The following is a 23255-nucleotide window of genomic DNA, read 5'->3' as shown; positions in this document are numbered from 1 at the left end:
CTGGAACGCTACCGTCGGGGCAGGGCCGGTAGAGGGGAACCATCGAGTGGGGATCGAGAGCGACCAGCTCGTCTACGACTATCTGAGCCGGGTCGGGGACCTGGCCCAGCAACAGCAGCTGCCGTCGGGCACCAGAATGCGGCTCGTCTCGACGCTGCGGGGCGAGATCGACCGGCAGCGCGACAAGGACGGTACGGACACCCCGGCGTCGGTGCGGCGCATCATCGGCAGGCTCGGTACACCGGACGAACTGGTGGCCGCGGCGGTCGAGTCGGGCGACGGATCGGTGCCGCTGCCGTCGGCGCGGGCCGCGGCCGATCAGCCGCGCGGCGCGGGCGGCAGTGCCGGTGGCGGGCAGCGGCGGGGCGTTCCCCGGCCCCGGAGCGGGTTGCTCCGCAAGGCGCCGAAAGACGGTTCCGGGCGGGGCGCGTCGGACGGGCCCGGCCGCTCGCGGGAGAGCGGCGAAACCCGGGAGAACGGGGAAACCCGGGAGAGCGGGGAAACCCGGGAGAGCAGAAAGAATCGCGAGAGCGGGAAGAACCGCGAGAGCAGAAAGAACCGCGAGCGTCCGGAGAGCGCGGATGCGGCCGAGGAGGCCGTCGCCGCCCCGGCGTACGACTGGCCGGACCCCTCCGCGCCGCATGTGCTCGGCAGCGACCAGCAGGGTCCGTCCGGCGGTGAGCCCGACTGGTGGCGCATCGAACCGGGGCCGTTCGGCGACGGCGAGCGCGTGCCGGGGTTCGTCGGCGGTGTGGAGATCCCCGAGATCCTGAGGCCGCCGAGGCGCCGTGACCCGGTCGCGGACGAGGAGGCCGACGGCTTCGAGGACGAGTACGGCGACGGCGGCGAGGACGGCGGGGACGCCGCGGGTGAGGCCGTGGAGGGCGACGGGCAGCCCGCGAAGCGCGCCCGCGTACGCCGCCGACTGCCGAGGCTGCGCCGCCGCAGGCCCGCCGCCGCCGCTGAGCAGTCCGCCGCGGCACCGACGGGCCGCTCCTCGCATCCGCTGCTGCTGCTGGCCGCGGCCCTGCTGGCCGGCGGCGCGCTGACCGGTTCCTGGCTGGCCCTGGCGGGCGGCTGGCTGCTCGCGTACAGCTCGCGCACCCTCTCCCGGGCCGAGGCGAAGTGGGCCGCGATGGGCCTGCCGGGCGTCGTGGTGGCCGCCGCGGTGGTGTGGGTGTGGGGCCGGATGGAGGGGCGCTGGGGGGAGCCCATCCTTGAGGGCCAGATGCGGGACGCGCTGGTGGGGGCGTGGCCGGTGGTGGTCAGGACGGCGGCGGTGGCCTCGGCGCTGTACCTGGTGTGGCGAGGCCGGAGGCGCACGACCTGAGCCCTCGCCCGAGGTGTCCGGACGGGCCGCGCCCCCTGCCGGGCGCGGCCCGTCCGCAGGGCGTTACTTCGTCAGGTCGGCCTGGAACTCGTCCAGGATCTTGCCCGCGGCGGTGTAGCCGATGCCCGCGATCCACAGCCGGTCGTCGACCTTGAAGACCTTGCCGTTCTTCGACGCCTTCAGGCCCTTCCACAGGCCGCTGTTCATCGTCTTCGTGGTCCCCGCCTTGCCCGGGTCGCCGTACGTGGACGTGAAGATGACGTCCGCGTCCGCCAGGTCGATCTTCTCGGGGGACACGTCGTACGAGAACCCGTCCTTCGCCTTGTCCGTGATCGCGGGGCGGCCCGTGCCGAGGTCGGCGAGGAGCGAACCGATGTAGTTCTGCTTGCCGTAGATACGGATCTCCGCGCCCTCGACGAAGCGGACGAAGTTGACCTCCGTGGCCGCCGCCTTCTCCTTGCCGCCGATCGCCTCCGTCACCTTCGCCACCTGGGCGTCGTACGCCGCGATGACCTTCTTGGCCTCGGCCTTCTTGCCGAGCGCGTCCGCGTGCAGCTGGAAGTTCTCCTTCCAGGCACTGCCGGTCGCCTCCGTCATCACGGTCGGGGCGATCTTGCTGAGCTGCTCGTAACGGTCCCCGTCACGGACCTTGCTGGTGAGGATCAGGTCGGGCTTGAGGGCGGCGACGGCCTCCATGTTCGGGTTGGCGATCTCACCGACCTGCTTGATGTCCTTCGTCTCGCTCGCGGGCAGGTAGGAGGGGAAACTGTCCTCCGTCGCCGAGTGCGTCGCGCCGACCGGCCGGACGCCGAGGCTGAGGGCGGAGTCCAGCTCGCCGCTGTCGAGGACGACGACCCGCTTCGGCGCCACGGGGACCTCGACGTTCCCGTTCACGGTGCTGACCGTGTGCGTCCCGCTCCCGGCCGCCTTGGAACCGGAATCCCTGTCCCCGTCCGAGGAGCCGCACGCGGAGAGGGCGAGCGCGGCGGTCACGGCGAGCGAGCCGGCGACCAGGCCGCGGCGGTTGCGGAGTGAGGCGGTCATGTCTGGGGAGCCTTTCGGAGAGGGGAGGGGGACGGCGTCCAGGGGGCGCCGGGCACGACGAGCGGCGAACCCGTCACCGGGTCCGGGACGATCACCGCGTCCAGGCCGAAGACCTCGCGTACGAGTTCGGCGGTCACGACATCGCCGGGGTGGCCCTCGGCGACGATCCGGCCCGCCTTCATGGCGACCAGGTGGTCGGCGTACCGGGCGGCCTGGTTGAGGTCGTGGAGCACGGTCACCACGGTCCGGCCCCGGGTGCCGTCCGCCGCCGGGGCGGAGAGCTGGCGCACCAGGTCGAGGACCTCCACCTGGTGCGCGATGTCGAGATACGTCGTCGGTTCGTCGAGCAGCAGCAGATCGGTGTCCTGGGCGAGCGCCATCGCGATCCACACCCGCTGGCGCTGGCCGCCGGAGAGCTCGTCCACCGAACGGTCGGCGAGCGCCGAGACGTCGGTGCGCTCCATGGCGTCCGTGACCGCCCGCTCGTCCTCCTGCGACCACTGCTGCCACCAGTGCTGGTGCGGCTGGCGACCGCGGGCGACCAGGTCGGAGACGGTGATCGCCTCGGGGGCGACCGGGGTCTGCGGGAGCAGCCCGATCGACTGGGCGATCCTCTTCGTGGGGATCTTCGCGAGTTCGGTGCCGTCCAGGAGGACGGCCCCGCCGCGCGGCTTGAGGAGCCGGCCGAGCGCCCGCAGGGTGGTCGACTTGCCGCAGGCGTTCGGGCCGACGATGACGGTGACCCGGCCGTCGGGCACGGCGAGGTCCAGCTCGTGGACGACGGTGCGGTCCTCGTAGGCGAGGGTCAGTCCGCGGGCCGCGAGCCTGCTCGTCGCCTCCGCGACCTCGGTCGGACGGGTCGTCGTGCTCATGCCTTGCCTCCACTGCGGCCACCGTGGCCGCGGATGATCAGCCAGATCAGATACGGGGCGCCGACCGCCGCCGTCAGAACACCCACCGGAAGCTCGGTGGGGGAGAAGAGCCTGCGGGCGAGCAGATCGGCGAAGACGACGATCACCGCGCCGAGCAGGGCCGAGCAGAACAGCGGGATCTGCGCCGTGCGCGTCATCCGGCGGGCGATCTGCGGGGCCAGCAGTGCCACGAAGTCCACCGGTCCGGCCGTCCCCGTCGCCACGGACGCCAGGATCACGCCGAGTGCGACGAGCCCCAGCCGTACCCGCCCCAGGCGGACCCCGAGCGCGGTCGCGGTGTCGTCGTCCATCGTGACGGTGCGCTGCGCGCGGGAGGCCCACAGCACGGCGGGCAGCAGGATCAGCAGCGTCCAGCCGATCGGCGCCGCCTCCTCCCAGCCGCGGCCGTTGAGCGAGCCGGTCATCCAGATCTGGGCCTGCTGGGCGACCAGGTAGTCGCCCTTCGTCAGGAACAGGGTGGTGACCGACCGCAGCGCGATGGCGAAGCCGATGCCGATGAGGACGAAGCGGGTGGCGTGCAGCCCGCCGCGCCAGGCGAAGGCGTACACGAGGGCCGCCGCGGCGACACCGCCGATCACCGACAGATACGGCAGGACGGTGTACGAGGTCAGGCCGAACGTCATCGCGCCGACCGTCAGCGCGCTCGCGCCCTGGCTGATGCCGATGATGTCCGGGCTGGCGAGCGGATTGCGGGCCACGGTCTGGATCAGCGCCCCGGCGATCCCGAAGGCGGCGCCGACGAGGAGCCCGACGACCATGCGCGGCAGCCGCAGCGTGCCCACGACCAGTTCGTCCGGCGACGGCTGCCCGAGGACCACCCTGACCGCCTCGGCGGGGGCGACGAAGCTCTCGCCGACACAGAGGTACGCGACACAGATCAGGGCGAGGAGGACGGCGAGGGAGGCCGCGACGACGGCGGCGCGGCGGTGCAGCAGGAACCGCCCGCGCGCCCCGATCCGGACGACCGAGTAACCGGCGGGCCGCACCGGGGGACGTACCGGAGCCGTGGTCCCGTTCATGGTCCTTTTCGTGGTCCCGTTCGTGGTCCCGGTCATGCGGGCACCGCCTTCCGGCGCACCAGCGCCACCAGGAACGGCACCCCGATCAGGGCCGTCATCACACCCGCCGGTACCTCGCTGGGCGGGAAGAGAACGCGGCCGATGACGTCGGAGACGAGCAGCATCACGGGGCCGATCAGGGCCGCCATCGGCAGCACCCAGCGGTGGTCGTTGCCGACGATCGCGCGGGCGATGTGCGGGACGGCGAGGCCGATGAAGGCGATCGGCCCGGCGGCGGCGACCCCGGCGCCGGTCAGCACGGTCGCCCCGATGCCGCCGACGATCCGTACCGTCGCCACCTTCTGCCCCAGGCCCTTCGCCATGTCCTCGCCCAGCGCGAGCGCGTCGAGCCCGCGCGCCACGGAGAGCACGAGGACGGTACCGAGGAGGAGGAACGGCCAGATCTGCTGGGCCACCTCCGCCTCGCGTCCGGCGATGGAACCGACCTGCCAGAAGCGGAACTCGTCCAGCGCGGACGCCTTCGTCGTGAGCACCGCCATGGTCACCGACACCAGCAGCGCGTTGATCGCGGCGCCGCCCAGCGCGAGTTTCACCGGCGTCGCGCCGCCGCGTCCGCTGGACGCGATGGCGTACACCGCCACGGAGGCGACCGCGGCGCCCGCGAACGCGAACCAGACGTAGCCGGTGAGCGTGTGGACCCCGGCGTACGCGATGGCCAGCACCACGCCGACGGACGCCCCCTGGCTGATGCCGAGGATGCCGGGGTCGGCGATCGGGTTACGGGTGATGCCCTGGAGCACCGTGCCCGCGAGGGCCAGCGACGCACCGACCATCAGCCCGATGAGGGTGCGCGGCACCCGCATGTTCCGGATGACTTCGGCGGCGTCGGAGTGCCCGCCGTGCAGCAGTACGTCGAACACCTCGGCCGGGGCGATGGAGCGCGCCCCCACGGCGAGGCTGAGCAGAACGGCCAGCAACAGCGCCACGACGGCCGACGCCGTCGCGAAAGCGCGTCTGGAGAGGCGTGGTGCGGCGGCTGACATCTGACCCAATCGACAACGGACACGGGCGCGCGCGGGACGGGGCACATGACGTGTGGTGGTGTGGCACGTCGGCCGCGGGCACGGGTGCGGGACAAGTAAGGCTTAGCTAAGTCATCAGTCTAAGCGGCGCGATTTCGTGGGCCCCGGGGGCCGGTCGGCACAATGGCCACCATGGCTTCGCACACGTCTTCGCATCCCCTGACGGTCGGCTTCGACCTCGACATGACGCTCATCGACTCCCGGCCCGGCATCAGGGCCAACTACCGGGCGCTGTCCGCCGAGACGGGCGTGCCGATCGATGCCGACCTGGTCGTCAGCAGGCTCGGCCCGCCGGTGGAGGACGAGCTGGCGAACTGGTACCCGGCCCACGCGGTGGCCGCGACCGCCGACCGCTACCGGGAGATCTATCCCACACACGCGATCACCCCGACCCCGGCCCTGCCCGGCGCGCGGGAGGCCATCGGGGCGGTGCGGGCGCTGGGCGGCCGGACGCTCGTCGTCACCGCCAAGTACGAGCCGAGCGCGCGACTGCACCTCTCCCACCTCGGGATCGAGCCGGACGCGCTGATCGGACGGCTCTGGGCGGAGGCCAAGGCGCGGGCGCTGCTCGAACACGGCGCGCAGGTGTACGTCGGCGACCACACCGGGGACGTGCGGGGAGCCCGCGCGGCCGGTGCGCTGTCGGTCGGCGTCACGACGGGCCCGTGCGACGCGGCCGAACTGCGGGAGGCGGGCGCGGACGTGATCCTCTCGGACCTCACGGAGTTCCCGGCCTGGCTGCGTACGTTCGCGGAGAGCCGCGGCTGACGCGGGCCGCACCGCGACCGGGCTGCACCGGGACCGGGCCGCACCGCGACCGGGCCGCACCGCGACCGGGACGGGCCGGTCCCGGTGCGCGGCCGACGGGACGGCGCGTCAGGGGCGCTGCGGGGCGCCCCCCGTACCGCGTTACGAGCGGCTCGCGGCCCGCTTCGGGGAGCTGGTCCATGCCGACCGCACGACCCCCGCCGCCGCGATCAGGAACCCCACACCCATCAGCATACAGACCGCGTAGGCGAGCGACGGGAACGGATCCGTACCCAGGAAAAGTGGGGCCACTGTGACCAGTGTGGCCAGTGCGCCGACGAAGAAAACGATCGCGCCGACCTGAACCAGCCGGTCACCTGCGCCAGAAGGAGTAGTACTCACCCCGCCAGGGTAGTTCCCAGCCCGGAGGAACCGTCCGGCGACGTCTTGTCACCGGCCCCAGGGCCATTAGCCTGGGACCCGGCGGGTCACGGGGACCCGCTGTACTGCTATCCGGAGCCGTTTTTCCCGGCTCTCCCGCGCACCGACGAGTACGAGGACGAGGACAGACGTGCCCACCGGCAAGGTCAAGTGGTTCAACAGCGAGAAGGGCTTCGGCTTTCTCTCCCGCGACGATGGCGGCGACGTCTTCGTCCACTCGTCGGTACTCCCTGCCGACGTCGATGTGCTCAAGCCGGGCCAGCGGGTGGAATTCGGCGTTGTCGCAGGTCAACGCGGTGACCAGGCGCTGTCCGTGGCAATCCTCGACCCCACCCCGTCCGTCGCGGCCGCGCAGCGCCGCAAGCCGGACGAGCTGGCGTCGATCGTCCAGGACCTGACCACGCTCCTGGAGAACATCACGCCGACGCTGGAGCGGGGCCGCTACCCCGACAAGGTCGCGGGCGGGAAGATCGCCGGTCTGCTGCGGGCGGTCGCCGACCAGCTCGACGTGTAGTCCGGCGCACGGCCCGGCACCGCGGGCCGCGTCGGGGGAACGACGGAGCGCCGTCAGGGAAGTGCCGGAGCGCCGTCAGGGAAATGCCAGAGCGTCCGGGCCGAGGGGCGGAACGAGCCCCTCGGCCGCGGCGCGGGTCAGCAGGCCGCGGATCGCCGCGTAGCCGTCCTCGCCGAGGCCGGCCGTGAACTCGTTGACGTAGAGCCCGATGTGCTGGTCGGCCACGGCCGGGTCCATCTCCTGGGCGTGCTCCAGGACGTAGGGCCGTGAGACCTCCGGCGCGTCCCAGGCCATCCGTACGGATGTGCGCACCGATTCGGCCAGCCGTCCCAGCGTTTCGGCGCCCAGCGAGCGCTTGGCGATGATCGCGCCGAGCGGGATCGGCAGACCGGTCGTCTCCTCCCAGTGCCGTCCCATGTCCGCCAGGTTGTGCAGGCCGTAGTTCTGATACGTGAAGCGCGCCTCGTGGATGACCAGTCCGGCGTCCACCTTGCCGTCCCGCACCGCGGGCATGATCTCGTCGAACGGCATGACGACGACCTCGCCGACCCCGCCCGGTACGACCTCCGCCGCCCAGAGCCGGAAGAGCAGATAGGCGGTCGAGCGCTCGCTCGGTACGGCGACGGTCCGGCCGGTCAGATCCGTACCCGGCTCCTTCGTCAGCACGAGCGGCCCGCAGCCCCGCCCCAGCGCGCCGCCGCACGGCAGCAGCGCGTACTCCTCCAGGACCCAGGGCAGCACGGCGTACGAGACCTTCAGTACGTCGAGTTCACCGCGCTCGGCCATGCCGTTGGTGATGTCGATGTCGGCGAAGGTGACGTCGAGGGCGGGCGCGCCGGGGACCCGTCCGTGCGCCCAGGCGTCGAAGACGAAGGTGTCGTTGGGGCAGCGCGAGAACGCGATGCGCAACGCCGCGTCAGCTGAGTGAGTCGTTTCGGTCATGCCGGGTCCAACCTTCCAGTACGGCTGCTGTCTTCCCGAACGCCCCGGTGAGTGCGGCCAGCGCGTCGCCGATGCGCCAGGCGTCCCGGTCGCGGGGGCCGACGGCGTTCGAGACGGCCCGCAGTTCCAGTACCGGGACGCGGGCCCGATCGGCGGCCTCGGCCACCCCGAAGCCCTCCATCGCCTCGGCGAGCGCACCCGGGTGCGCGGCGAGCAGGCCCGCGGCGCGGGCGGCGCCGCCGGTCACGGTGGAGACGGTGAGCACCGGTCCGGCCGCCGCTCCGGTGGCGGCCGCCACCTCCCGTACCAGCGCGGGCGGCGGCAGGAAGCGGTCCCGGCCGAAGCCGAGTCCGGTGACGGGCACGAAACCGTCCGGGGTCTCGGCGCCCAGGTCGGCGGCGACGAGCTCGGTCGCCACGACGAGCGAGCCGATGGGGGCGGCGGGGGCGAAACCGCCGCCGATCCCGGCCGAGACGACCAGACCGTACGGTTCTCCGGGCGGCGCCGAGGCCAGCGCGAAGGCGGCCGATGCCGCCGCGGCGGCCGGTCCCACACCGCCCGCCAGGACGTCGAAGGCACCGGTGCGGTGCAGTTCGCCGCCCGGTACGTCAGCCACCTCCGCGGTGGCCCCGAACGCACGCGTGACCGCGTCCCGTTCCACCGGGACAGCGGTCACGACAAGCACACGCACGGAAGGGAGCCTCCGGGATCGGGCGGGATCAGGAGGGGGTCAGGACGTCTTCTTGAGCTCGAAGTGCCAGATGCCCGTGAGCTTCTTGCCCTTGGTCTCCACGAGGGAGATCTGGGTCTTGTTCGAGGTCTCGCCGGTCTGGCTGGCGAAGAAGGCGCTGCCGGGGATCGACCGGTAGGTCTTCTTGTACGGCTCCTGCTCGGCCTGCTGGCCGTTGATGAAGAGGGTCCAGCCGTTGTCGGCGATCTCGGGGTCGACGCCGAAGCGGACCTTGTCGTCCATCGCGACCTTGACGGACTTCTCGGCCTTCTTGTTGAGGCAGCCCTGGATGTCGGACTCCTTGAGGGCCTCGCCGTCGTTGTAGCAGGTCGCCTCGGTGTTCACCGAGTTGTCGCCGACCGTCACGGTGGCGAGCGGCGTCGGCTTGTCGCAGGCGGACAGGACAAGGAGTCCCGCGGACACGGCACCAAGAGCGACGCCGATTCGACGGCCCTTACCGGAGAAGAACGCAACGGTCATGGGCCGAAGGCTATCGGTCGCCCCCGCTCATGCCACGCGGGGGTGCGGCGTGCCGCGCCGTGCGGCGCCCAGCAGCCCCCGTACGGAGGTGGCGGCACCCAGGGCGAGGATCGCCGAGGCGACCGACATGCCGAGTACTCCGTTGAGGGGCAGGGCGATACCGATGCCGCCGCCGACCACCCAGGCCATCTGGAGCAATGTCTCGGACCGGGCGAAAGCGGACGTACGGACCTCTTCCGGGACATCCCGCTGGATCATGGCGTCCAGCGACAGCTTCGACAGGGCCTGGGTGAAACCCGCCACCGCGGCGAGCGCGGCGACCATCACCGTGGAGAAGAACAGCGTGGCGAGCATGGCGACGCCCAGGGCGAGCCCGAGGACGGTCGCGATGATCACCTCGGGGCCGCGGGCCCGGAGCCAGGCGCCCACCGCCGTACCGCAGGCGTTGCCGGCCCCGGCCGCGACACCGACGATGCCGAGCGAGATGGCGGCGCTCTGGCCCGCGAGCGGGTGCTCGCGCAGCAGGAAGGCCAGGAAGAAGATCAGGAAGCCGGAGAGGGCCCGGTGCGAGGCGTTCGCCTGGAGCCCGTGCAGGACGGAACCGCCGACGGAGCGCAGCCCGGGGGGCTTGTCCCGGACCGGTTTGTCACCGTTCTTCCTGCCGATGCGCCGGCCACCGCGCCCCGTGCGGGCCTTCGTGGCGGGGGGCTCGCCGTCCGCGCCGTGCGGGAGGATCAGGCGCGCCTTGCGCTCGCCCTTCGCGGAGTCGACCTTGTGCGGCAGCGTGAAGGCCAGGAACGTCCCCCCGAGGAAGATCGCGCACGCACCGTAGAGCGGCCAGCCCGATCCGATGGTCTGGAGCCCCGCCCCGATCGGGGCGGCCACACCCGTCGCGAGGAGTCCGGCCAGGGTGACCCGCGAATTGGCCTTCACCAGGGAGAAGCGGGGTGGCAGCAGACGCGGCACGACAGCGCTGCGGACGACCCCGTACGCCTTGGAGGCGACCAGGACGCCCAGCGCCGCCGGGTACAGCTCCAGCCCGCCGGTGGCGACCGCGCCCGACATGGTGATCGCCAGCACCGCCCGCGCGAACATCGCACCCGCCATCGCGGCGCGGCGGCCGTGCGGCAGCCGGTCCAGCAGCGGGCCGATCACCGGGGCGAGCAGGGTGAAGGGGGCCATCGTGATGGCCAGGTAGAGCGCGACCCGGCCGCGCGCCTCGTCCGTCGGGACGGAGAAGAACACCGTGGAGGCGAGCGCGACCGTGATCATCACGTCGCCCGCGCCGTTCACCGCGTGCAGTTCGATCAGTTTGCCGAGGCCGGATTCCCCGGCCCCATGGGCGTGTGTCGCCTTTCGGATGCCTTTCGCGGTGCCCGTGAACGGGGAGCGCAGGGCATGACCCATCGACCGGCCTGCCCTGCGGAGCGGGCCGGAACCGTCGTGCGACCTGGCGGCAGCCACCTCGTCATAGTGCCCCAACCCTCGCCCCGGTGAACCGTGATCGGGCACCGACGCGGCGCGAGGCGCCCCGTCGGACCAGTGACCGGACCGGCGATCGGACCGGTGATCGGCAGAATGGATACGGCACGTTTGGGACGGCAGGTGGGCGCGGAGCGGCGGAGAGGGTAGCGTGCGTAACGCGCCACCGGCGGTTGTTCTTGGCCGCGCGCCTCTCCGCGATCCCGCAGAATGGATGGCAGAAGGTGCGCCCGAGGCAGGCACAACGGGTGTGGACGTCGACGCGGCCCCCAGGTCCGCTCCGCCCACAGCTGTCATGGCCGAAAACAGCAATCGCACAGCAGCTGGCGCGCTCGTGAGACTGGCGTATGGAGAGAAGCGAGACCTGTGAGTGCTGCGACGACGCGAAGCCGTACGGCCCGTACCCCCGTTCCCGACCGCCTGTGCGCCGAGGCCGTAGACCTCGCCCGCGCGGCGGCCGAGGAAGCCGCCGCGCCAGGAGTGGTCGGTGAGCATGTGGGGGTCGTCTCCGAGGGAGACCGGGTCGTCACCCACTACTTCGAGTGCAAGGACCCCGGCTACCGGGGCTGGCGCTGGGCGGTGACGGTCGCCAGGGCCTCCCGCGCCAAGAACGTCACCCTGGACGAGACGGTGCTCCTGCCGGGCTCGGACGCGCTCCTGGCCCCCGAGTGGGTGCCGTGGAGCGAGCGCCTGCGCCCCGGCGACATGGGCCCCGGCGACCTGCTGCCCACCGAGGCGGAGGACCTTCGCCTGGAGCCCGGCTACACGGGCGAGGACGAGCCCCCGCCGAACTCCGCGGTCTCCGCGGACCTCGCGGACCTCGTCGAGTCGGAGGACGCGGAGCTGACGGCCCGGCCGGGCGCGACGCGCCGCGGTTCGATCGCCGCGGTCGCGGACGAGCTCGGCACGCGGCGGGCGCGGGTGCTGTCCCGGTACGGGCTGTACGCGGCCGCGGACCGCTGGGACGAGGAGTTCGGGGCGAAGACCCCCATGGCGCAGGCGGCCCCGGCCACCTGTGTGACCTGTGCGTTCCTGGTGCCCATGACGGGCTCGCTCAAGCAGGCGTTCGGCGTGTGCGCGAACGAGTTCGGCCCGGCCGACGGGCATGTGGTGTCGCTGGCGTACGGCTGCGGAGGTCACTCCGAGGCGGCGGTGATGCCGAAGCCGGCGAAGCCCGCGCCGCACGCCCTGGACACCCTCCAGGTGGACGAGTACGCGCTGCGCCCGGCGCGTGACAGCGGGTCCGTACCGGACGAGGCGGACGTGCCCACGGAGGATCTCGGCCACTCCTGACGGGCTCGACACGCGAAGAACCCGGCCCGCCCGGCGATGGAGGACATCGCCGGGCGGGCTTGGTTCTGTGCCTGCCCGCCGTCGCGGTACCTTCGGGCGCACACTGGGCGGCATGGGCACACGCGCCACACGGCAGTACACCGCACGCGTCACGCGTCGTGCCCGCCGCGCACAGGTCACGGGTCACCGGAACAGAGCGGAGTCGAGAGCGTGAGCATGAATGCGACCGAGGGGGCCGATCCGTTCGGGACGGCACGGCTGCGGCGCGGCGTGCTCGACGCCTGGGGGGCCGGCCCGGCCCGCTTCCGGGAGGACGCCAACGCCGAGGAGGACCTCGCGCTCGGCGGCTACCGTGACCGCCTCGTCGTCGAGCTGGCCCAGAACGCCGCCGACGCCGCCGCCCGCGCCCGTGTCCCGGGACGGCTGCGGCTCACCCTGCACCCGGCGGCCCCCGGCGATCCGGACGCCCGCGCCGTCCTCGCCGCCGCGAACACCGGCGCCCCGCTGGACGCGACCGGCGTCGAGTCCCTGAGCACCCTGCGCGCCTCCGCCAAGCGGGAGGGGCACGAGTCCGCCGTCGGCCGGTTCGGCGTCGGGTTCGCCGCCGTCCTCGCCGTCAGCGACGAGCCCGCGGTCGTCGGCCGGCACGGCGGCGTCCGCTGGTCCCTGGCCGAGGCCCGCGACCTGGCCCGGCAGGCGGCCATCGGCAGCCCCGGTCTCGGCGACGAGCTGCGCCGCCGCGACGGCCACGTACCGCTGCTGCGGCTCCCGCTGCCCGCCGAGGGCACCGCACCGGACGGGTACGACACCGTCGTGGTGCTGCCGCTGCGCGACGGCACGGCCGAGGACCTCGTCGGCCGGCTGCTCGCCGCGGTGGACGACGCACTCCTGCTCACCCTCTCCGGACTCGACGAGATCGTCATCGAAACCCCGGACGGTGTACGGACGTTGCGGCGCACCCAGCAGGGCCCGTACATCCACATCGACGACTCCGCGCACGGGACGCACCGCTGGCGCACCGTCCTTGCCCACGGCCCGGTCGAGCCCGCCCTGCTCGCCGACCGGCCCGTGGAGGAGCGGCTGCGTCCGCACTGGTCGGTCACCTGGGCCGTGCCCGTGGACGAACAGGGCGCCCCGCAGCACCCCCGTACCGCCCCCGTCGTCCACGCGCCCACCCCCACCGACGAACCCCTCGGCATCCCCGCGCTCCTCATCGCCTCGCTGCCGCTGGACACCAGCCGCCGCCACCCCGCGCCCGGCCCCCTCACCGACTTCCTGGTGGAGCGCGCGGCCGACGCGTACGCCGGACTGCTCGCCGAGTGGCAGCCGGTGTCCACGGGCACCGTCGACCTGGTCCCCGGGCCGCTGGGCAAGGGCGAGCTGGACGGCGCCCTGCGCGGCGCGATCCTCTCCCGGCTGCCCCGGATCGCGTTCCTGGAGGCCGCCGCGCCCCGGGACCCGGCGACCGAGCCCGACCGGTGGGACGACTGGGACAAGGACGACGCCCCGTCCGCACCGCGCGGGGCCACCACCGCCCTGCGGCCTGTCGAGGCCGAGATCGTCGAGGGCGTCGGCGCCGCGACCGTGCAGGTGCTCGCCGAGGTGCTGCCGTGCCTCCTGCCCGCCGGGCTGGAACGCCGCACCGAGCTGCGCACCCTCGGCGTCGCCCGCGTCCCGCTCACCGAGGCCGTCGACCGCCTCGCCGGACTGGAGCGCGACCCGTCCTGGTGGCGTCGGCTCTACGACAGCCTGACGGGCATCGACCCGGACCGGCTCTCCGGCCTCCCGGTCCCGCTCGCCGGGGCCCCCGACGCCCCCGCGGACCAGGCGCCCCGCACCACCATCGGCCCCCGCCAGGTCCTGATGCCGCTCCCGGACGCCCTCACCGGCCCCGTACTCGCCCGGCTGGCCCGGCTGGGCCTGAAGGTCGCCCACCCGGACGCCGCCCATCCGCTCCTGGAGAAGCTGGGCGCCCTGCCCGCCACCCCGCGCGCCGTGCTGAGGACCCCGCAGGTGCGGGCCGCCGTCGCCGGTTCGCTGGACGCGGGGGAGATCTGGGACGAGGACGCGCTGGACGGCGACGAGCTCGCGGAGACCGTCCTCACCCTCGTACGGGACGCGGACCTCGCCCCCGGCGACGAGCCCTGGCTCGGCGCGCTGGCCCTGCCGGACGAGGACGGCGAGCCCGCGCCCGCCGGTGAACTCGTCCTGCCGGGAAGCCCGTTCGCCCAGGTCATGCGCGAGGGGGAACTGGCCCTGTGCGACGAGGAGCTGGCCGCCCGCTGGGGCGAGCAGCCGCTCACCGCGTGCGGGGTGCTGGCCACCTTCGCGCTGGTGCGGGCCACCGATGTGGTGCTCGACCCCGATGAACTGGAGCCCCGCGACGGGGACTTCGCCGAACCGGACGACGCCGGGCTGCTCGACGCCGTCGACGTGTGGTGCGAGGACATCCTCGACCAGCTGCCCGACACCCCCGTGCCGCCCGTCGCCACCGAACTCGTCGCCGTCCGCGACCTGGACCTCGTCGACGACGACGCCTGGCCGCAGGCGCTCGCGATGCTCGCCCGGCCGCCGTTGCGCGACGCCCTGACCCATCCGGTCCGGGTGCTGCTCCCGGACGGCACGACGCAGTCCGTGCGCCCGTACACCGCCTGGTGGCTGCGCGACCACCCGGTGCTGGACGGCCGCCGTCCGGCGGGCCTGCGCGCGGCGGGCGGCGACCCGCGCCTCAACGGGCTCTACGACGCCGTCGACGCGTCCGGGTTCGACGATGCCCAGGTGCTGCGCGCGCTGGGCGTACGGACCTCGGTGGCCGCGCTCCTGGACGAGCCGGGCGGCGCCGCGGAACTGCTGGGGCGGCTCGCGGAGGAGGACCGCCCGGTCGGCCCCGTACAGCTGCACGCGCTCTACACGGCCCTGGCCGAACTGGACCCGCAGCAGGTCACGTTGCCCGACGAGCTGCGCGCGGTCGTGGACGGCGAGGTAACGGTGGTGGACGCGGCGGATGCCGTGATCGCCGACGCCCCCGATGTCCTGCCGCTGACCGAGGGCGTGGCCCTGCTGCCGGTCGCCCCGGCGCGCGCCGCCGAACTGGCCGACCTCTTCCAGGTGCGGCGGCTCGGCGAGACGATCGATGCCGAGGTGACGAGCGAGGGCGAGGAGCACCGCGTACCGGAATCGGTCCGGGTCCTGCTCGGTGCCGGGACCCCGGACGTGTACATCGAGCACGCCGAGCTGCGGGCGGGCGGCGTCGAGCTGGACTGGCGCCGCACCCCGGACGGCGCCGTGCACGCCGCCACGCTGGAGGGTGTCGCCGCGGGCCTGGCCTGGGCGGCCGGGCAGTGGCCGCGCCGCTTCGAGGTGGCGGCGCTGCTGGAGGATCCCTCGCGTACGGAGGAGCTGGCGCGGGACCGCTGGTTCGACTGAGCCGGGCGGGGGCGGGGGCGGGCCGGGAGCGACGGGTCCGGCATGACAGGTCCGGTGTGACTTTCACAGAAAAGTCATGGGTTCGTACAACCGTTCACACGCCTGAGAGGTCTGGTCTGTCGAGTCAGCAGACTCGCAGACCAGACGGGTCCCACCGGGTGAACGCGAAACCGTGGGCCCCCTGCTCCACACTTGGGGAACGCATGCGCATTCGTGCCACTGTTGCCGTAGCTACCGGCGCCCTGGCCCTGTCCGCTCTCACCCTTCCGGCCGCGCAGGCCGCGCAGGCCGACGACGGTCGTTCGTGGTCCCACGACTACAAGTTCCCGGCGCCGAAGGGCTCCGACTCGGCGAAGGCGCCCCTCGGGGCCCGCGCCGCCGCGGCCGACACCTTCAAGGTGACCAAGATCGTCACCAACGGTGGCAAGCCCATCGTGGTCGGCACCACGGCGAAGAAGAAGATCTCCGTCTCGGTGACCGCCACCGACACCGCCGGTGTCGGCGGCGTCGCCGCGTTCATCTGGGTCGGCAAGAACATCGACGACGAGGACAGCTTCGGGTTCGGACCCGAGGATGGCGGCGTCACGTGCAAGGCGGTCAACGCCACCACCACCACGTGCACGACGGCCCTCACGGTCGACCCGGGCTGGCTGATGAACTCCGACGCGCGCAACTGGCACGTCGGCGTCTCCGGCGTGGACGACAACGGCGAGGAGTACGACCACGACTCGCTCGCCTGGGTCAAGATGCAGCGGCTCTCCAAGCTGACGGTCAACGCCTCGCCGGAGCCCGTGAAGAAGGGCAAGACCATCACGGTCACCGGCAAGCTGACCCGTGCGAACTGGGACACCAGCACGTACAAGGGCTACAGCAAGCAGTCCGTGAAGCTCCAGTTCCGCAAGAAGAGCGGCAAGACCTACACGACGATCAAGACCATCAAGTCGAGCTCCACGGGCGCGCTGAAGACCACGGTCAAGGCCTCGGTCGACGGCTACTGGCGCTACAGCTTCGGCGGCACCTCCACCACCCCGGCCGTCTCGGCCGGCGCCGACTACCTCGACGTGAAGTAGTCACGCACCGGGCGTCTCCCAGGAGTCGCCCGAGGTGTCCGTCCGGGCACCACCCGAGTCACCTTCCGAGGCGCCCCGCACCGTCCAGGTGCGGGGTGCCTCGCGGCTTTCCTACGCTCCGAAGCGGCGGCCGACCCAGCGCCAGACGAACTCCAGGGCCACCGCTGCCGCTGCCGCGATTCCCACGGCCGCCCACGGCATGGTCGTCCCCACCAGCTTCAGGGCGAAGAAGTTCTGGAGCCACGGCACGACCAGCACGATCAGGAACCCCAGCCCCATCGCCGCGACCAGGCAGACGCGCCACCAGGTGTACGGGCGGGCGATGATCGCCAGCACCCACATCGAGACCAGGAACAGCGTGAGCGTCGCCGCGCTCGTCTCGGCGTCCAGCGCGCCCGCGCCCGCGTAGTGGTGCCGGGCCAGCAGATACGTCACGAAGGTGGCCGCCGCCGCGATCGTCCCGGACGGGATCGCGTACCGCATGACGCGGCGGACGAAGTGCGGCTGGGCCCGCTCCTTGTTCGGCGCGAGGGCGAGGAAGAACGCCGGTACGCCGATCGTCAGCGTGGACAGCAGCGTCAGATGCCGCGGCAGGAACGGGTACTCCACCTGGAAGCAGACCACCAGGACCGCCAGCAGCACCGAGTACACGGTCTTCGTCAGGAACAGCGTGGCGACCCGGGTGATGTTGCCGATGACCCGGCGGCCCTCGGCGACGACGGACGGCAGCGTCGCGAAGCTGTTGTTCAGCAGCACGATCTGCGCCACGGCACGCGTCGCCTCGGAGCCCGAACCCATCGAGACCCCGATGTCGGCGTCCTTCAGCGCGAGGACGTCGTTGACCCCGTCACCGGTCATCGCGACCGTGTGGCCGCGCGACTGGAGGGCCGCGACCATGTCCCGCTTCTGCTGCGGGGTGACCCGGCCGAAGACCGCGTTCTCCTCCATGGCCGTGGCCATCGCGTCGGGGTCGGTGGGCATCCGGCGCGCGTCCATCGTGTTCTCGGCGCCCGCGAGACCGAGCTTCCCGGCGACCGCGCCGACCGAGACCGCGTTGTCACCGGAGATCACCTTCGTGGCGACCCGCTGGTCGGCGAAGTAGGCCAGGGTTTCCGCGGCGTCCGGCCGCAGCCGCTGCTCCAGGACGACCAGAGCGGTGGGTACGGCCCCGTCGCCGATGCCGGGCCCGTCGAGAGCGCCGGAGGCGCGGGCCAGCAGCAGCACCCGCAGACCCTGCTCGTTCAGCTGCTCGATCTCGGTGAGCGTCGGGTCCTCGTCGGGCAGCAGCACATCGGGGGCGCCGAGCAGCCAGGCCGACCGCCGGCTGCCGCTCCCACCGTTCCCGCCGTCCGCGCCGCTCCCGTCGCTCCCGCCGTCCACGCCGTCCGCGCCACCGGCGTCGCTGCCGTCGCCCTCGTGGAACGCCGCCCCGCTGTACTTGCGCGCCGAGGAGAACGGCAGCGTGTCCGTGACGGCCCACCCCGCGCCGTCCGGGTAGGCGTCGGCGATGGCCTTGAGGCTGGCGTTGGGCCGGGGGTCGGAGGCGCCGAGGGCGCCCAGGACCCGGGAGACGTACGCGTCGTCCGAACCGTTCAGCGGGCGCACCTCGGTGACGTCCATGCCGCCCTCGGTGAGGGTGCCGGTCTTGTCCAGGCAGACGACGTCGACCCGGGCCAGCCCCTCGATGGCGGGCAGCTCCTGCACCAGGCACTGCTTGCGGCCGAGCCGCACGACACCGATGGCGAAGGCGACCGAGGTGAGCAGGACCAGGCCCTCGGGGATCATCGGGACGATGCCGCCGACGGTCCGCGCGACGGACTCCTTGAAGTTGTTGTCCTTGACGACGAGCTGGCTGATGATCAGGCCGATCGCGGTCGGCACCATCATCCACGTCACGTACTTCAGGATGGTGCTGATGCCGCTGCGCAGCTCGGAGTGGACGAGCGTGAAGCGGGACGCCTCCTCGGCGAGCTGCGCGGCGTACGCCTCGCGGCCGACCTTGGTGGCGGTGAACGCGCCGCCGCCCGCGACGACGAAGCTGCCGGACATCACCGGGTCGCCGTACCGCTTGATCACCGGGTCCGCCTCGCCGGTGAGCAGCGACTCGTCGATCTCCAGGCTGTCCGCCTCGGCGACCGTGCCGTCCACGACGACCTTGTCGCCGGGGCCCAGTTCGATCAGATCGCCCAGGACGATCTCGGAGGTGGAGATCTCGGCGGCGACCCCGTCGCGCCACACGGTCGGCTTCGCCTCACCGATGACCGCGAGGCTGTCCAGGGTCTTCTTGGCACGCCACTCCTGGACGATGCCGATACCGGTGTTGGCGACGATCACGAAGCCGAAGAGGCTGTCCTGGATCGGCGCGACGAACAGCATGATCACCCAGAGCACGCCGATGATCAGGTTGAACCGGGTGAAGACGTTCGCACGGACGATCTCGGTGAGGGAGCGCGAGGAGCGTACGGGTACGTCGTTGACCTCGCCGCGGGCGACCCGTTCGGCGACCTCGGCGGTCGTGAGCCCGCCGGTGTGCCGGGCCGAGGGTGGTGGCCGCATCGGGTGTACGGGGTCGAGTTCGGCTCCGGCGTCGATCATGGCCGGCCGGGGAGGTCCGGGGGTCTGCTCCCCGGAGGAGTCGAGTGCCCGCTGTGTCATGGTTCCGACGGTACGGGTGGGTGCGCCGGATTACCCGCCGGGGGTCGGAAGATCAGACCAGCGGAGGATCAAGTCGGTCCTGTGGTTGTACGGAACGCGCTCAGGAGGCGGGGGGCGCTCAGGTGGTGGGAGAGGCGGGAGAGGCACCCGGGGCCCCGCCCGGGGTCCCGCCCGGGGTCCCGCCCGGGGTCCCGCCGTGGGTCCCGCCGTGGGCGGAGGCGGCGGCCTCGGCCGCGTGCCGCTTGAGCGCCGCGTCCCGGCCCCGCACGTACCAGATGCCGATCAGCCCGAGCCCGGCACCGGCCAGCGGGGTCCACACCCACCAGGTGTGTCCGTGGTCGGCGAACCAGCCGTAGAAGGGGAGCTGCGCGAGGAAGAGGACGAACCAGAGGATCGTGCCGCCCGTGATGGTGGCGACGACGGGACCCTCCAGGGGCTCGGGCGCCTCGTGCTTCGGTGTCCACTTCTCCATGAGCTCAGTGTATGGGCCGATCGGGAACAGCCGGAGGACGCCCGCCGGACGCCCCTGAGGCCGCGTACACAAGTGCCGCCGGGCCGGTCGGCCCAAGGGTCTACGCGCGGAGATAGCGATCTTCGCCTTATGTATTCATACTGAATCTGCTTTGGCTGGCTCGAATTATTCGTCTGAAAGTCCAAAGTTGATCGCTTTTCGTTCCTTGAACCCCCCTACGTACGACTGAGGTCACCATGTCCCCCGCGGCTACCGCCCAGGTCGACCCCGAGCAGCCTCCGGCCCCGCAGCCGCACGGCAGCCTGGACCGGTTTTTCAAGATCTCCGAGCGGGGGTCGTCGGTCGCCCGTGAGATCCGGGGCGGATTCGCCACGTTCTTCGCGATGGCCTACATCATCGTGCTCAACCCGATCATTCTCGGCAGCGCGAAGGACATGTACGGGCATCAGCTCGACAGCGGCCAGCTGGTGACCGCCACGGTGCTGACGGCGGCCTTCTCCACGCTGCTGATGGGCGTCATCGGCAATGTGCCGATCGCGCTGGCCGCCGGTCTCGGCGTCAACACCGTCGTCGCCCTCCAGCTCGCTCCCCGGATGAGCTGGCCGGACGCGATGGGCATGGTCGTCCTCGCGGGCCTCGTCGTGATGCTCCTCGTCGCGACCGGGCTGCGCGAACGCGTGATGAACGCCGTACCGAAGTCGCTCCGCAAGGGAATCGCGATCGGCATCGGTCTCTTCATCCTGCTGATCGGCCTGGTCGACTCGGGCTTCGTCTCCCGTATCCCGGACGCCGCGCACACCACCGTGCCGCTCCAGCTCGGCGGCGACGGTCACCTCAACGGCTGGCCGGTCCTGGTCTTCGTCCTCGGCGCGCTGCTCACCCTCGCGCTGATCGTCCGCAAGGTGCCGGGCGCGATCCTGATCTCCATCGTCTCCATGACGGTCGTCGCGCTGATCATCGACGCGATCGCCGATCTGCCGGGCCAGGCGTGGGGGCTGACCGTTCCCGCGTGGCCGGGCAACCCGGTCGCCTCGCCCGACTTCGGGCTGATCGGTGAGGTCAGTCTGTTCGGCGGCTTCGAGAAGGTCGGCGTCCTGACGGGCGTCCTGTTCGTCTTCACCGTGCTGCTGTCCTGCTTCTTCGACGCGATGGGCACCATCCTCGGTGTCGGCGACGAGGCGAAGCTGACGGACAAGGACGGCAACTTCCCCGGCATCAACAAGGTGCTGTTCGTCGACGGCATCGCGGTGGCCGCGGGCGGTGCGAGCTCCTCCTCCGCCTCGACCTGCTTCGTGGAGTCCACGGCCGGTGTCGGTGAAGGTGCCCGCACCGGGTTCGCGAGTGTGGTGACCGGTCTGCTCTTCACGGTGGCGCTGTTCCTGACGCCGCTGGCGACCATGGTCCCGTCGCAGGCGGCCACCCCCGCCCTGCTGGCGGTCGGCTTCCTGATCATCGCGGGATCGGTGCGGGACATCGACTGGAGCGACTACACGCTCGCGATCCCGGCCTTCCTCGCCATGGTGATGATGCCGTTCACGTACTCGATCACCAACGGCATCGGCATCGGCTTCATCGCCTTCAGTGTGCTGCGGCTGGCGGCCGGCCGGGGCCGTGAGGTCCCGGTGGCGATGTACGTGGTGTCGGCGGTGTTCGTCTTCTACTACGCGATGCCGGCTCTCGGCCTCACGTGATCGGTGGCGGCACCCTGCCCGGGGCGGCTCAGGTGAACCGGTTCGCCGGGTCCACCCGGGTCTCGGCCCCGTAGAACTTCTCCGTTTCGTCGACGGCCGCGTGGAAGCGCTCGTCGAAGTCGTCGCGCATGAGCGTCCGGACCACATAGTCCTGGACGCTCATTCCGCGTTTTGCGGCGTGCTGCCGGAGCCGGTCGAGCAGCTCACCGTCTATCCGCAGGCTGAGCACTGTCGATCCCATGACAAGCAGGGTCGCCGCCCTGGCGCACGCTCGGTGTCACTTTCCGCTTCCGAATCACTCGTTCGGGTGAGCAGATTCTCGCGCGTGTACCACCGAGTGGTATTTAGGGTAGGTAATGAGTTACGCTAACAAACATGCCTGACCTGATCCACGACGGCGACAGTGCCGCCGCCGTGAGCTCCCTTCGCTCCGCCGTGATGCTGCTGAGCCGACGTCTGAAGCACCAGCGTGTCGACGAGTCGCTGAGCCCGACAGAGATGTCCGTGCTCGGCACCCTTGCCCGTTGCGGTTCCGCCACCCCCGGTGAGCTGGCCCGCAAGGAGCACGTGCAGCCGCCGTCGATGACCCGCATCGTCGCCCTGCTCGAAGCCAAGGGACTGGTCCGGCTCGAACCGCACCCCGATGACCGTCGGCAGAAGATGGTCAGCCAGACCGAGCAGGCCGAGGCCATGCTCCTGGAGAGCCGCACCAAGCGGAACGCCTGGCTGACCACCCTCGCCGAGGGCCTGGACGAGGACGAGTGGGACACGCTGCGGGCCGCGGCGCCCGTGCTGGAGAAGCTTGCCCACCTGTGACCCCACGGGCGCCCCGGACCACAGCCGGAGCGCCCGCTGTCACGTCCCCGTCGGACAGCACGCCGTATACGCCCGAGGAGGCGAACCCTTTTGAGTACGGGATCCGGAGCAGACTCCGCCCCCGCACCGACGTCCACCCACGAGAGCAAGACCGGCGGGACCTTCTCGTCGCTGAAGATCCGCAACTACCGCCTGTTCGCCACGGGCGCCGTGATCTCCAACACCGGTACCTGGATGTCCCGCATCACGCAGGACTGGCTCGTCCTGAGCCTCACCGGTTCCGCCACCGCCGTCGGTATCACGACGGCGTTGCAGTTCCTCCCCATGCTTCTCTTCGGTCTGTACGGCGGAGTGATAGCCGACCGCCTCCCGAAGAAACAGATCCTGCTCGTCAGCCAGGCCATGCTCGGTCTCTGCGGCATCGCACTCGCCGTCCTGACCCTCTCCGGCGCCATCGAGGTCTGGCACGTCTATCTGATCGCGTTCCTGCTCGGCATGGTGACGGTCGTGGACAACCCGGCCCGCCAGTCGTTCGTCTCCGAGATGGTCGGCCCCGCGCAGCTGCGCAACGCCGTCAGCCTCAACTCGGCGAACTTCCAGTCCGCCCGGCTCATCGGCCCCGCCGTCGCGGGTGTCCTGATCACCACGGTCGGCAGCGGCTGGGCCTTCATGTTCAACGGCCTGTCGTTCCTCGCGCCGCTCATCGGCCTGCTGATGATGCGCACGGACGAGATGCACGCCTCGGTGACCGTCCCCCGCGCCAAGGGCCAGCTGCGCGAAGGACTGCGTTACGTCTCCGGGCGCCCGGACCTGATCTGGCCGATCGTCCTGGTCGGCTTCGTCGGCACGTTCGGCTTCAACTTCCCGATCTGGCTCACCGCCTTCGCGGACGAGATCTTCCACGGCGGGGCCGGGATGTACTCGTTCTTCAACATCCTGATGGCGGCCGGCTCCCTGGCCGGCGCCCTGCTCGCCGCCCGCCGCCGCTCCACCAGGCTGCGGATGCTGGTGGCCGCGGGCACGGCCTTCGGACTGCTGGAGATCGCCGCGGCCCTGTCGCCCTCGGTCTGGCTCTTCGCGATCCTGCTG

At 71.9% G+C, this 23255-nt stretch carries 21 protein-coding genes; 9 read left to right on the top strand and 12 right to left on the bottom strand.

Features of this window, described 5'->3' with window-relative positions; genetic code table 11:
* Positions 1–46 precede the first annotated feature (46 nt).
* Entirely contained in the window at positions 47–1330 is a 1284-nt protein-coding gene (locus A6A29_RS05005) for a hypothetical protein (protein WP_073718641.1), read from the top strand.
* Between the two features lie 63 nt (positions 1331–1393).
* Here the strand turns inward: A6A29_RS05005 and A6A29_RS05000 are convergent, their stop codons facing one another.
* From A6A29_RS05000 to A6A29_RS04985, 4 genes are read right to left on the bottom strand one after another with little or no spacing between them, the layout of a single operon-like run.
* On the bottom strand, positions 1394–2374 hold the full coding sequence (locus tag A6A29_RS05000) for an ABC transporter substrate-binding protein (RefSeq protein ID WP_073718640.1): 981 nt from the start codon (positions 2372–2374) through the stop codon (positions 1394–1396).
* Positions 2371–3246, bottom strand: coding sequence for an ABC transporter ATP-binding protein (locus A6A29_RS04995; RefSeq protein WP_073718639.1), 876 nt, complete (start codon positions 3244–3246; stop codon positions 2371–2373). The genes A6A29_RS05000 and A6A29_RS04995 overlap by 4 nt, the downstream gene beginning before the upstream one ends.
* Complete coding sequence (locus A6A29_RS04990; protein WP_073719005.1) at positions 3243–4325, bottom strand: FecCD family ABC transporter permease; 1083 nt, start codon at positions 4323–4325, stop codon at positions 3243–3245. The genes A6A29_RS04995 and A6A29_RS04990 overlap by 4 nt, the downstream gene beginning before the upstream one ends.
* 32 nt (positions 4326–4357) lie before the next feature.
* Positions 4358–5368: a FecCD family ABC transporter permease gene (locus A6A29_RS04985; RefSeq protein WP_073718638.1), complete on the bottom strand. Its 1011-nt coding sequence runs from the start codon at positions 5366–5368 to the stop codon at positions 4358–4360.
* A gap of 162 nt (positions 5369–5530) precedes the next feature.
* Between A6A29_RS04985 and A6A29_RS04980 the strand changes: the two genes are divergently transcribed.
* Positions 5531–6175, top strand: coding sequence for an HAD family hydrolase (locus A6A29_RS04980; RefSeq protein ID WP_073718637.1), 645 nt, complete (start codon positions 5531–5533; stop codon positions 6173–6175).
* 141 nt (positions 6176–6316) lie between these two features.
* On the opposite strand, the gene A6A29_RS04975 is transcribed toward A6A29_RS04980, so the two are convergent.
* Positions 6317–6556, bottom strand: coding sequence for a hypothetical protein (locus tag A6A29_RS04975; protein WP_073718636.1), 240 nt, complete (start codon positions 6554–6556; stop codon positions 6317–6319).
* A 169-nt stretch (positions 6557–6725) separates the two neighbouring features.
* On the opposite strand from A6A29_RS04975, the gene A6A29_RS47460 reads away from it, so the two are divergent.
* Entirely contained in the window at positions 6726–7109 is a 384-nt protein-coding gene (locus tag A6A29_RS47460) for a cold-shock protein (protein ID WP_073718635.1), read from the top strand.
* Positions 7110–7184: 75 nt separating this feature from the next.
* Here A6A29_RS47460 and A6A29_RS04965 read toward each other — a convergent pair whose 3' ends face one another.
* Genes A6A29_RS04965 through A6A29_RS04950 form a run of 4 tightly spaced genes read right to left on the bottom strand, consistent with a single transcriptional unit; the run spans position 7185 to position 10725 of the window.
* A complete protein-coding gene (locus tag A6A29_RS04965) occupies positions 7185–8051 on the bottom strand; it encodes a 1,4-dihydroxy-6-naphthoate synthase (protein WP_073718634.1) in 867 nt (288 codons plus the stop codon).
* Positions 8026–8742, bottom strand: coding sequence for a futalosine hydrolase (locus tag A6A29_RS04960; protein ID WP_073718633.1), 717 nt, complete (start codon positions 8740–8742; stop codon positions 8026–8028). The genes A6A29_RS04965 and A6A29_RS04960 overlap by 26 nt, the downstream gene beginning before the upstream one ends.
* 39 nt (positions 8743–8781) lie before the next feature.
* Positions 8782–9261, bottom strand: coding sequence for a DUF2771 domain-containing protein (locus tag A6A29_RS04955; protein WP_073718632.1), 480 nt, complete (start codon positions 9259–9261; stop codon positions 8782–8784).
* 27 nt (positions 9262–9288) lie between these two features.
* On the bottom strand, positions 9289–10725 hold the full coding sequence (locus tag A6A29_RS04950) for an MFS transporter (protein ID WP_073718631.1): 1437 nt from the start codon (positions 10723–10725) through the stop codon (positions 9289–9291).
* Between the two features lie 384 nt (positions 10726–11109).
* Here A6A29_RS04950 and A6A29_RS04940 point away from each other — a divergent pair, with 384 nt between their 5' ends.
* The 3 genes from A6A29_RS04940 to A6A29_RS04930 all read left to right on the top strand — a co-directional run bounded on the left by A6A29_RS04940 (position 11110) and on the right by A6A29_RS04930 (position 16532).
* Positions 11110–12036 (top strand): DUF3027 domain-containing protein, encoded by a 927-nt coding sequence (locus A6A29_RS04940; protein ID WP_079182571.1) that lies wholly within the window; start codon positions 11110–11112, stop codon positions 12034–12036.
* A gap of 216 nt (positions 12037–12252) precedes the next feature.
* On the top strand, positions 12253–15462 hold the full coding sequence (locus A6A29_RS04935; protein WP_073718630.1) for a sacsin N-terminal ATP-binding-like domain-containing protein: 3210 nt from the start codon (positions 12253–12255) through the stop codon (positions 15460–15462).
* Positions 15463–15665: 203 nt separating this feature from the next.
* Positions 15666–16532 (top strand): DUF5707 domain-containing protein, encoded by an 867-nt coding sequence (locus A6A29_RS04930; RefSeq protein WP_073718629.1) that lies wholly within the window; start codon positions 15666–15668, stop codon positions 16530–16532.
* 111 nt (positions 16533–16643) lie between these two features.
* Here the strand turns inward: A6A29_RS04930 and A6A29_RS04925 are convergent, their stop codons facing one another.
* Together A6A29_RS04925 and A6A29_RS04920 are read right to left on the bottom strand one after the other, a co-directional pair.
* Positions 16644–19187: an HAD-IC family P-type ATPase gene (locus tag A6A29_RS04925; protein ID WP_073718628.1), complete on the bottom strand. Its 2544-nt coding sequence runs from the start codon at positions 19185–19187 to the stop codon at positions 16644–16646.
* Between the two features lie 118 nt (positions 19188–19305).
* On the bottom strand, positions 19306–19659 hold the full coding sequence (locus tag A6A29_RS04920) for a DUF2530 domain-containing protein (protein ID WP_073718627.1): 354 nt from the start codon (positions 19657–19659) through the stop codon (positions 19306–19308).
* A gap of 236 nt (positions 19660–19895) precedes the next feature.
* On the opposite strand from A6A29_RS04920, the gene A6A29_RS04915 reads away from it, so the two are divergent.
* On the top strand, positions 19896–21350 hold the full coding sequence (locus tag A6A29_RS04915; protein WP_073718626.1) for an NCS2 family permease: 1455 nt from the start codon (positions 19896–19898) through the stop codon (positions 21348–21350).
* A 28-nt stretch (positions 21351–21378) separates the two neighbouring features.
* Here A6A29_RS04915 and A6A29_RS04910 read toward each other — a convergent pair whose 3' ends face one another.
* On the bottom strand, positions 21379–21591 hold the full coding sequence (locus A6A29_RS04910; RefSeq protein WP_073718625.1) for a ribbon-helix-helix protein, CopG family: 213 nt from the start codon (positions 21589–21591) through the stop codon (positions 21379–21381).
* A gap of 134 nt (positions 21592–21725) precedes the next feature.
* Between A6A29_RS04910 and A6A29_RS04905 the strand changes: the two genes are divergently transcribed.
* Both A6A29_RS04905 and A6A29_RS04900 read left to right on the top strand, forming a co-directional pair.
* Complete coding sequence (locus tag A6A29_RS04905; protein ID WP_073718624.1) at positions 21726–22166, top strand: MarR family winged helix-turn-helix transcriptional regulator; 441 nt, start codon at positions 21726–21728, stop codon at positions 22164–22166.
* 90 nt (positions 22167–22256) lie between these two features.
* A partial coding sequence (locus A6A29_RS04900) for an MFS transporter (protein ID WP_241838319.1) occupies positions 22257–23255 on the top strand: 999 nt, incomplete at its 3' end.

Origin of the sequence: Streptomyces sp. TSRI0281 (assembly GCF_001905125.1) — a bacterium.
Lineage (GTDB): Bacteria > Actinomycetota > Actinomycetes > Streptomycetales > Streptomycetaceae > Streptomyces.
Note: the sequence above shows the minus strand (reverse complement) of the source record. Positions and strands in the feature narration are given on the sequence as shown.

Bases quoted from the DNA above. Each gene is read 5' to 3' on its own strand.
- A6A29_RS05000 (WP_073718640.1), bottom strand. From the start codon at position 2,374: ATGACCGCCTCACTCCGCAACCGCCGCGGCCTGGTCGCCGGCTCGCTC.
- A6A29_RS04995 (WP_073718639.1), bottom strand. From the start codon at position 3,246: ATGAGCACGACGACCCGTCCGACCGAGGTCGCGGAGGCGACGAGCAGG.
- A6A29_RS04990 (WP_073719005.1), bottom strand. From the start codon at position 4,325: ATGAACGGGACCACGGCTCCGGTACGTCCCCCGGTGCGGCCCGCCGGT.
- A6A29_RS04985 (WP_073718638.1), bottom strand. From the start codon at position 5,368: ATGTCAGCCGCCGCACCACGCCTCTCCAGACGCGCTTTCGCGACGGCG.
- A6A29_RS04980 (WP_073718637.1), top strand. From the start codon at position 5,531: ATGGCCACCATGGCTTCGCACACGTCTTCGCATCCCCTGACGGTCGGC.
- A6A29_RS04965 (WP_073718634.1), bottom strand. From the start codon at position 8,051: ATGACCGAAACGACTCACTCAGCTGACGCGGCGTTGCGCATCGCGTTC.
- A6A29_RS04955 (WP_073718632.1), bottom strand. From the start codon at position 9,261: ATGACCGTTGCGTTCTTCTCCGGTAAGGGCCGTCGAATCGGCGTCGCT.
- A6A29_RS04935 (WP_073718630.1), top strand. From the start codon at position 12,253: ATGAATGCGACCGAGGGGGCCGATCCGTTCGGGACGGCACGGCTGCGG.
- A6A29_RS04930 (WP_073718629.1), top strand. From the start codon at position 15,666: ATGCGCATTCGTGCCACTGTTGCCGTAGCTACCGGCGCCCTGGCCCTG.
- A6A29_RS04925 (WP_073718628.1), bottom strand. From the start codon at position 19,187: ATGACACAGCGGGCACTCGACTCCTCCGGGGAGCAGACCCCCGGACCT.
- A6A29_RS04920 (WP_073718627.1), bottom strand. From the start codon at position 19,659: ATGGAGAAGTGGACACCGAAGCACGAGGCGCCCGAGCCCCTGGAGGGT.
- A6A29_RS04915 (WP_073718626.1), top strand. From the start codon at position 19,896: ATGTCCCCCGCGGCTACCGCCCAGGTCGACCCCGAGCAGCCTCCGGCC.
- A6A29_RS04910 (WP_073718625.1), bottom strand. From the start codon at position 21,591: ATGGGATCGACAGTGCTCAGCCTGCGGATAGACGGTGAGCTGCTCGAC.
- A6A29_RS04905 (WP_073718624.1), top strand. From the start codon at position 21,726: ATGCCTGACCTGATCCACGACGGCGACAGTGCCGCCGCCGTGAGCTCC.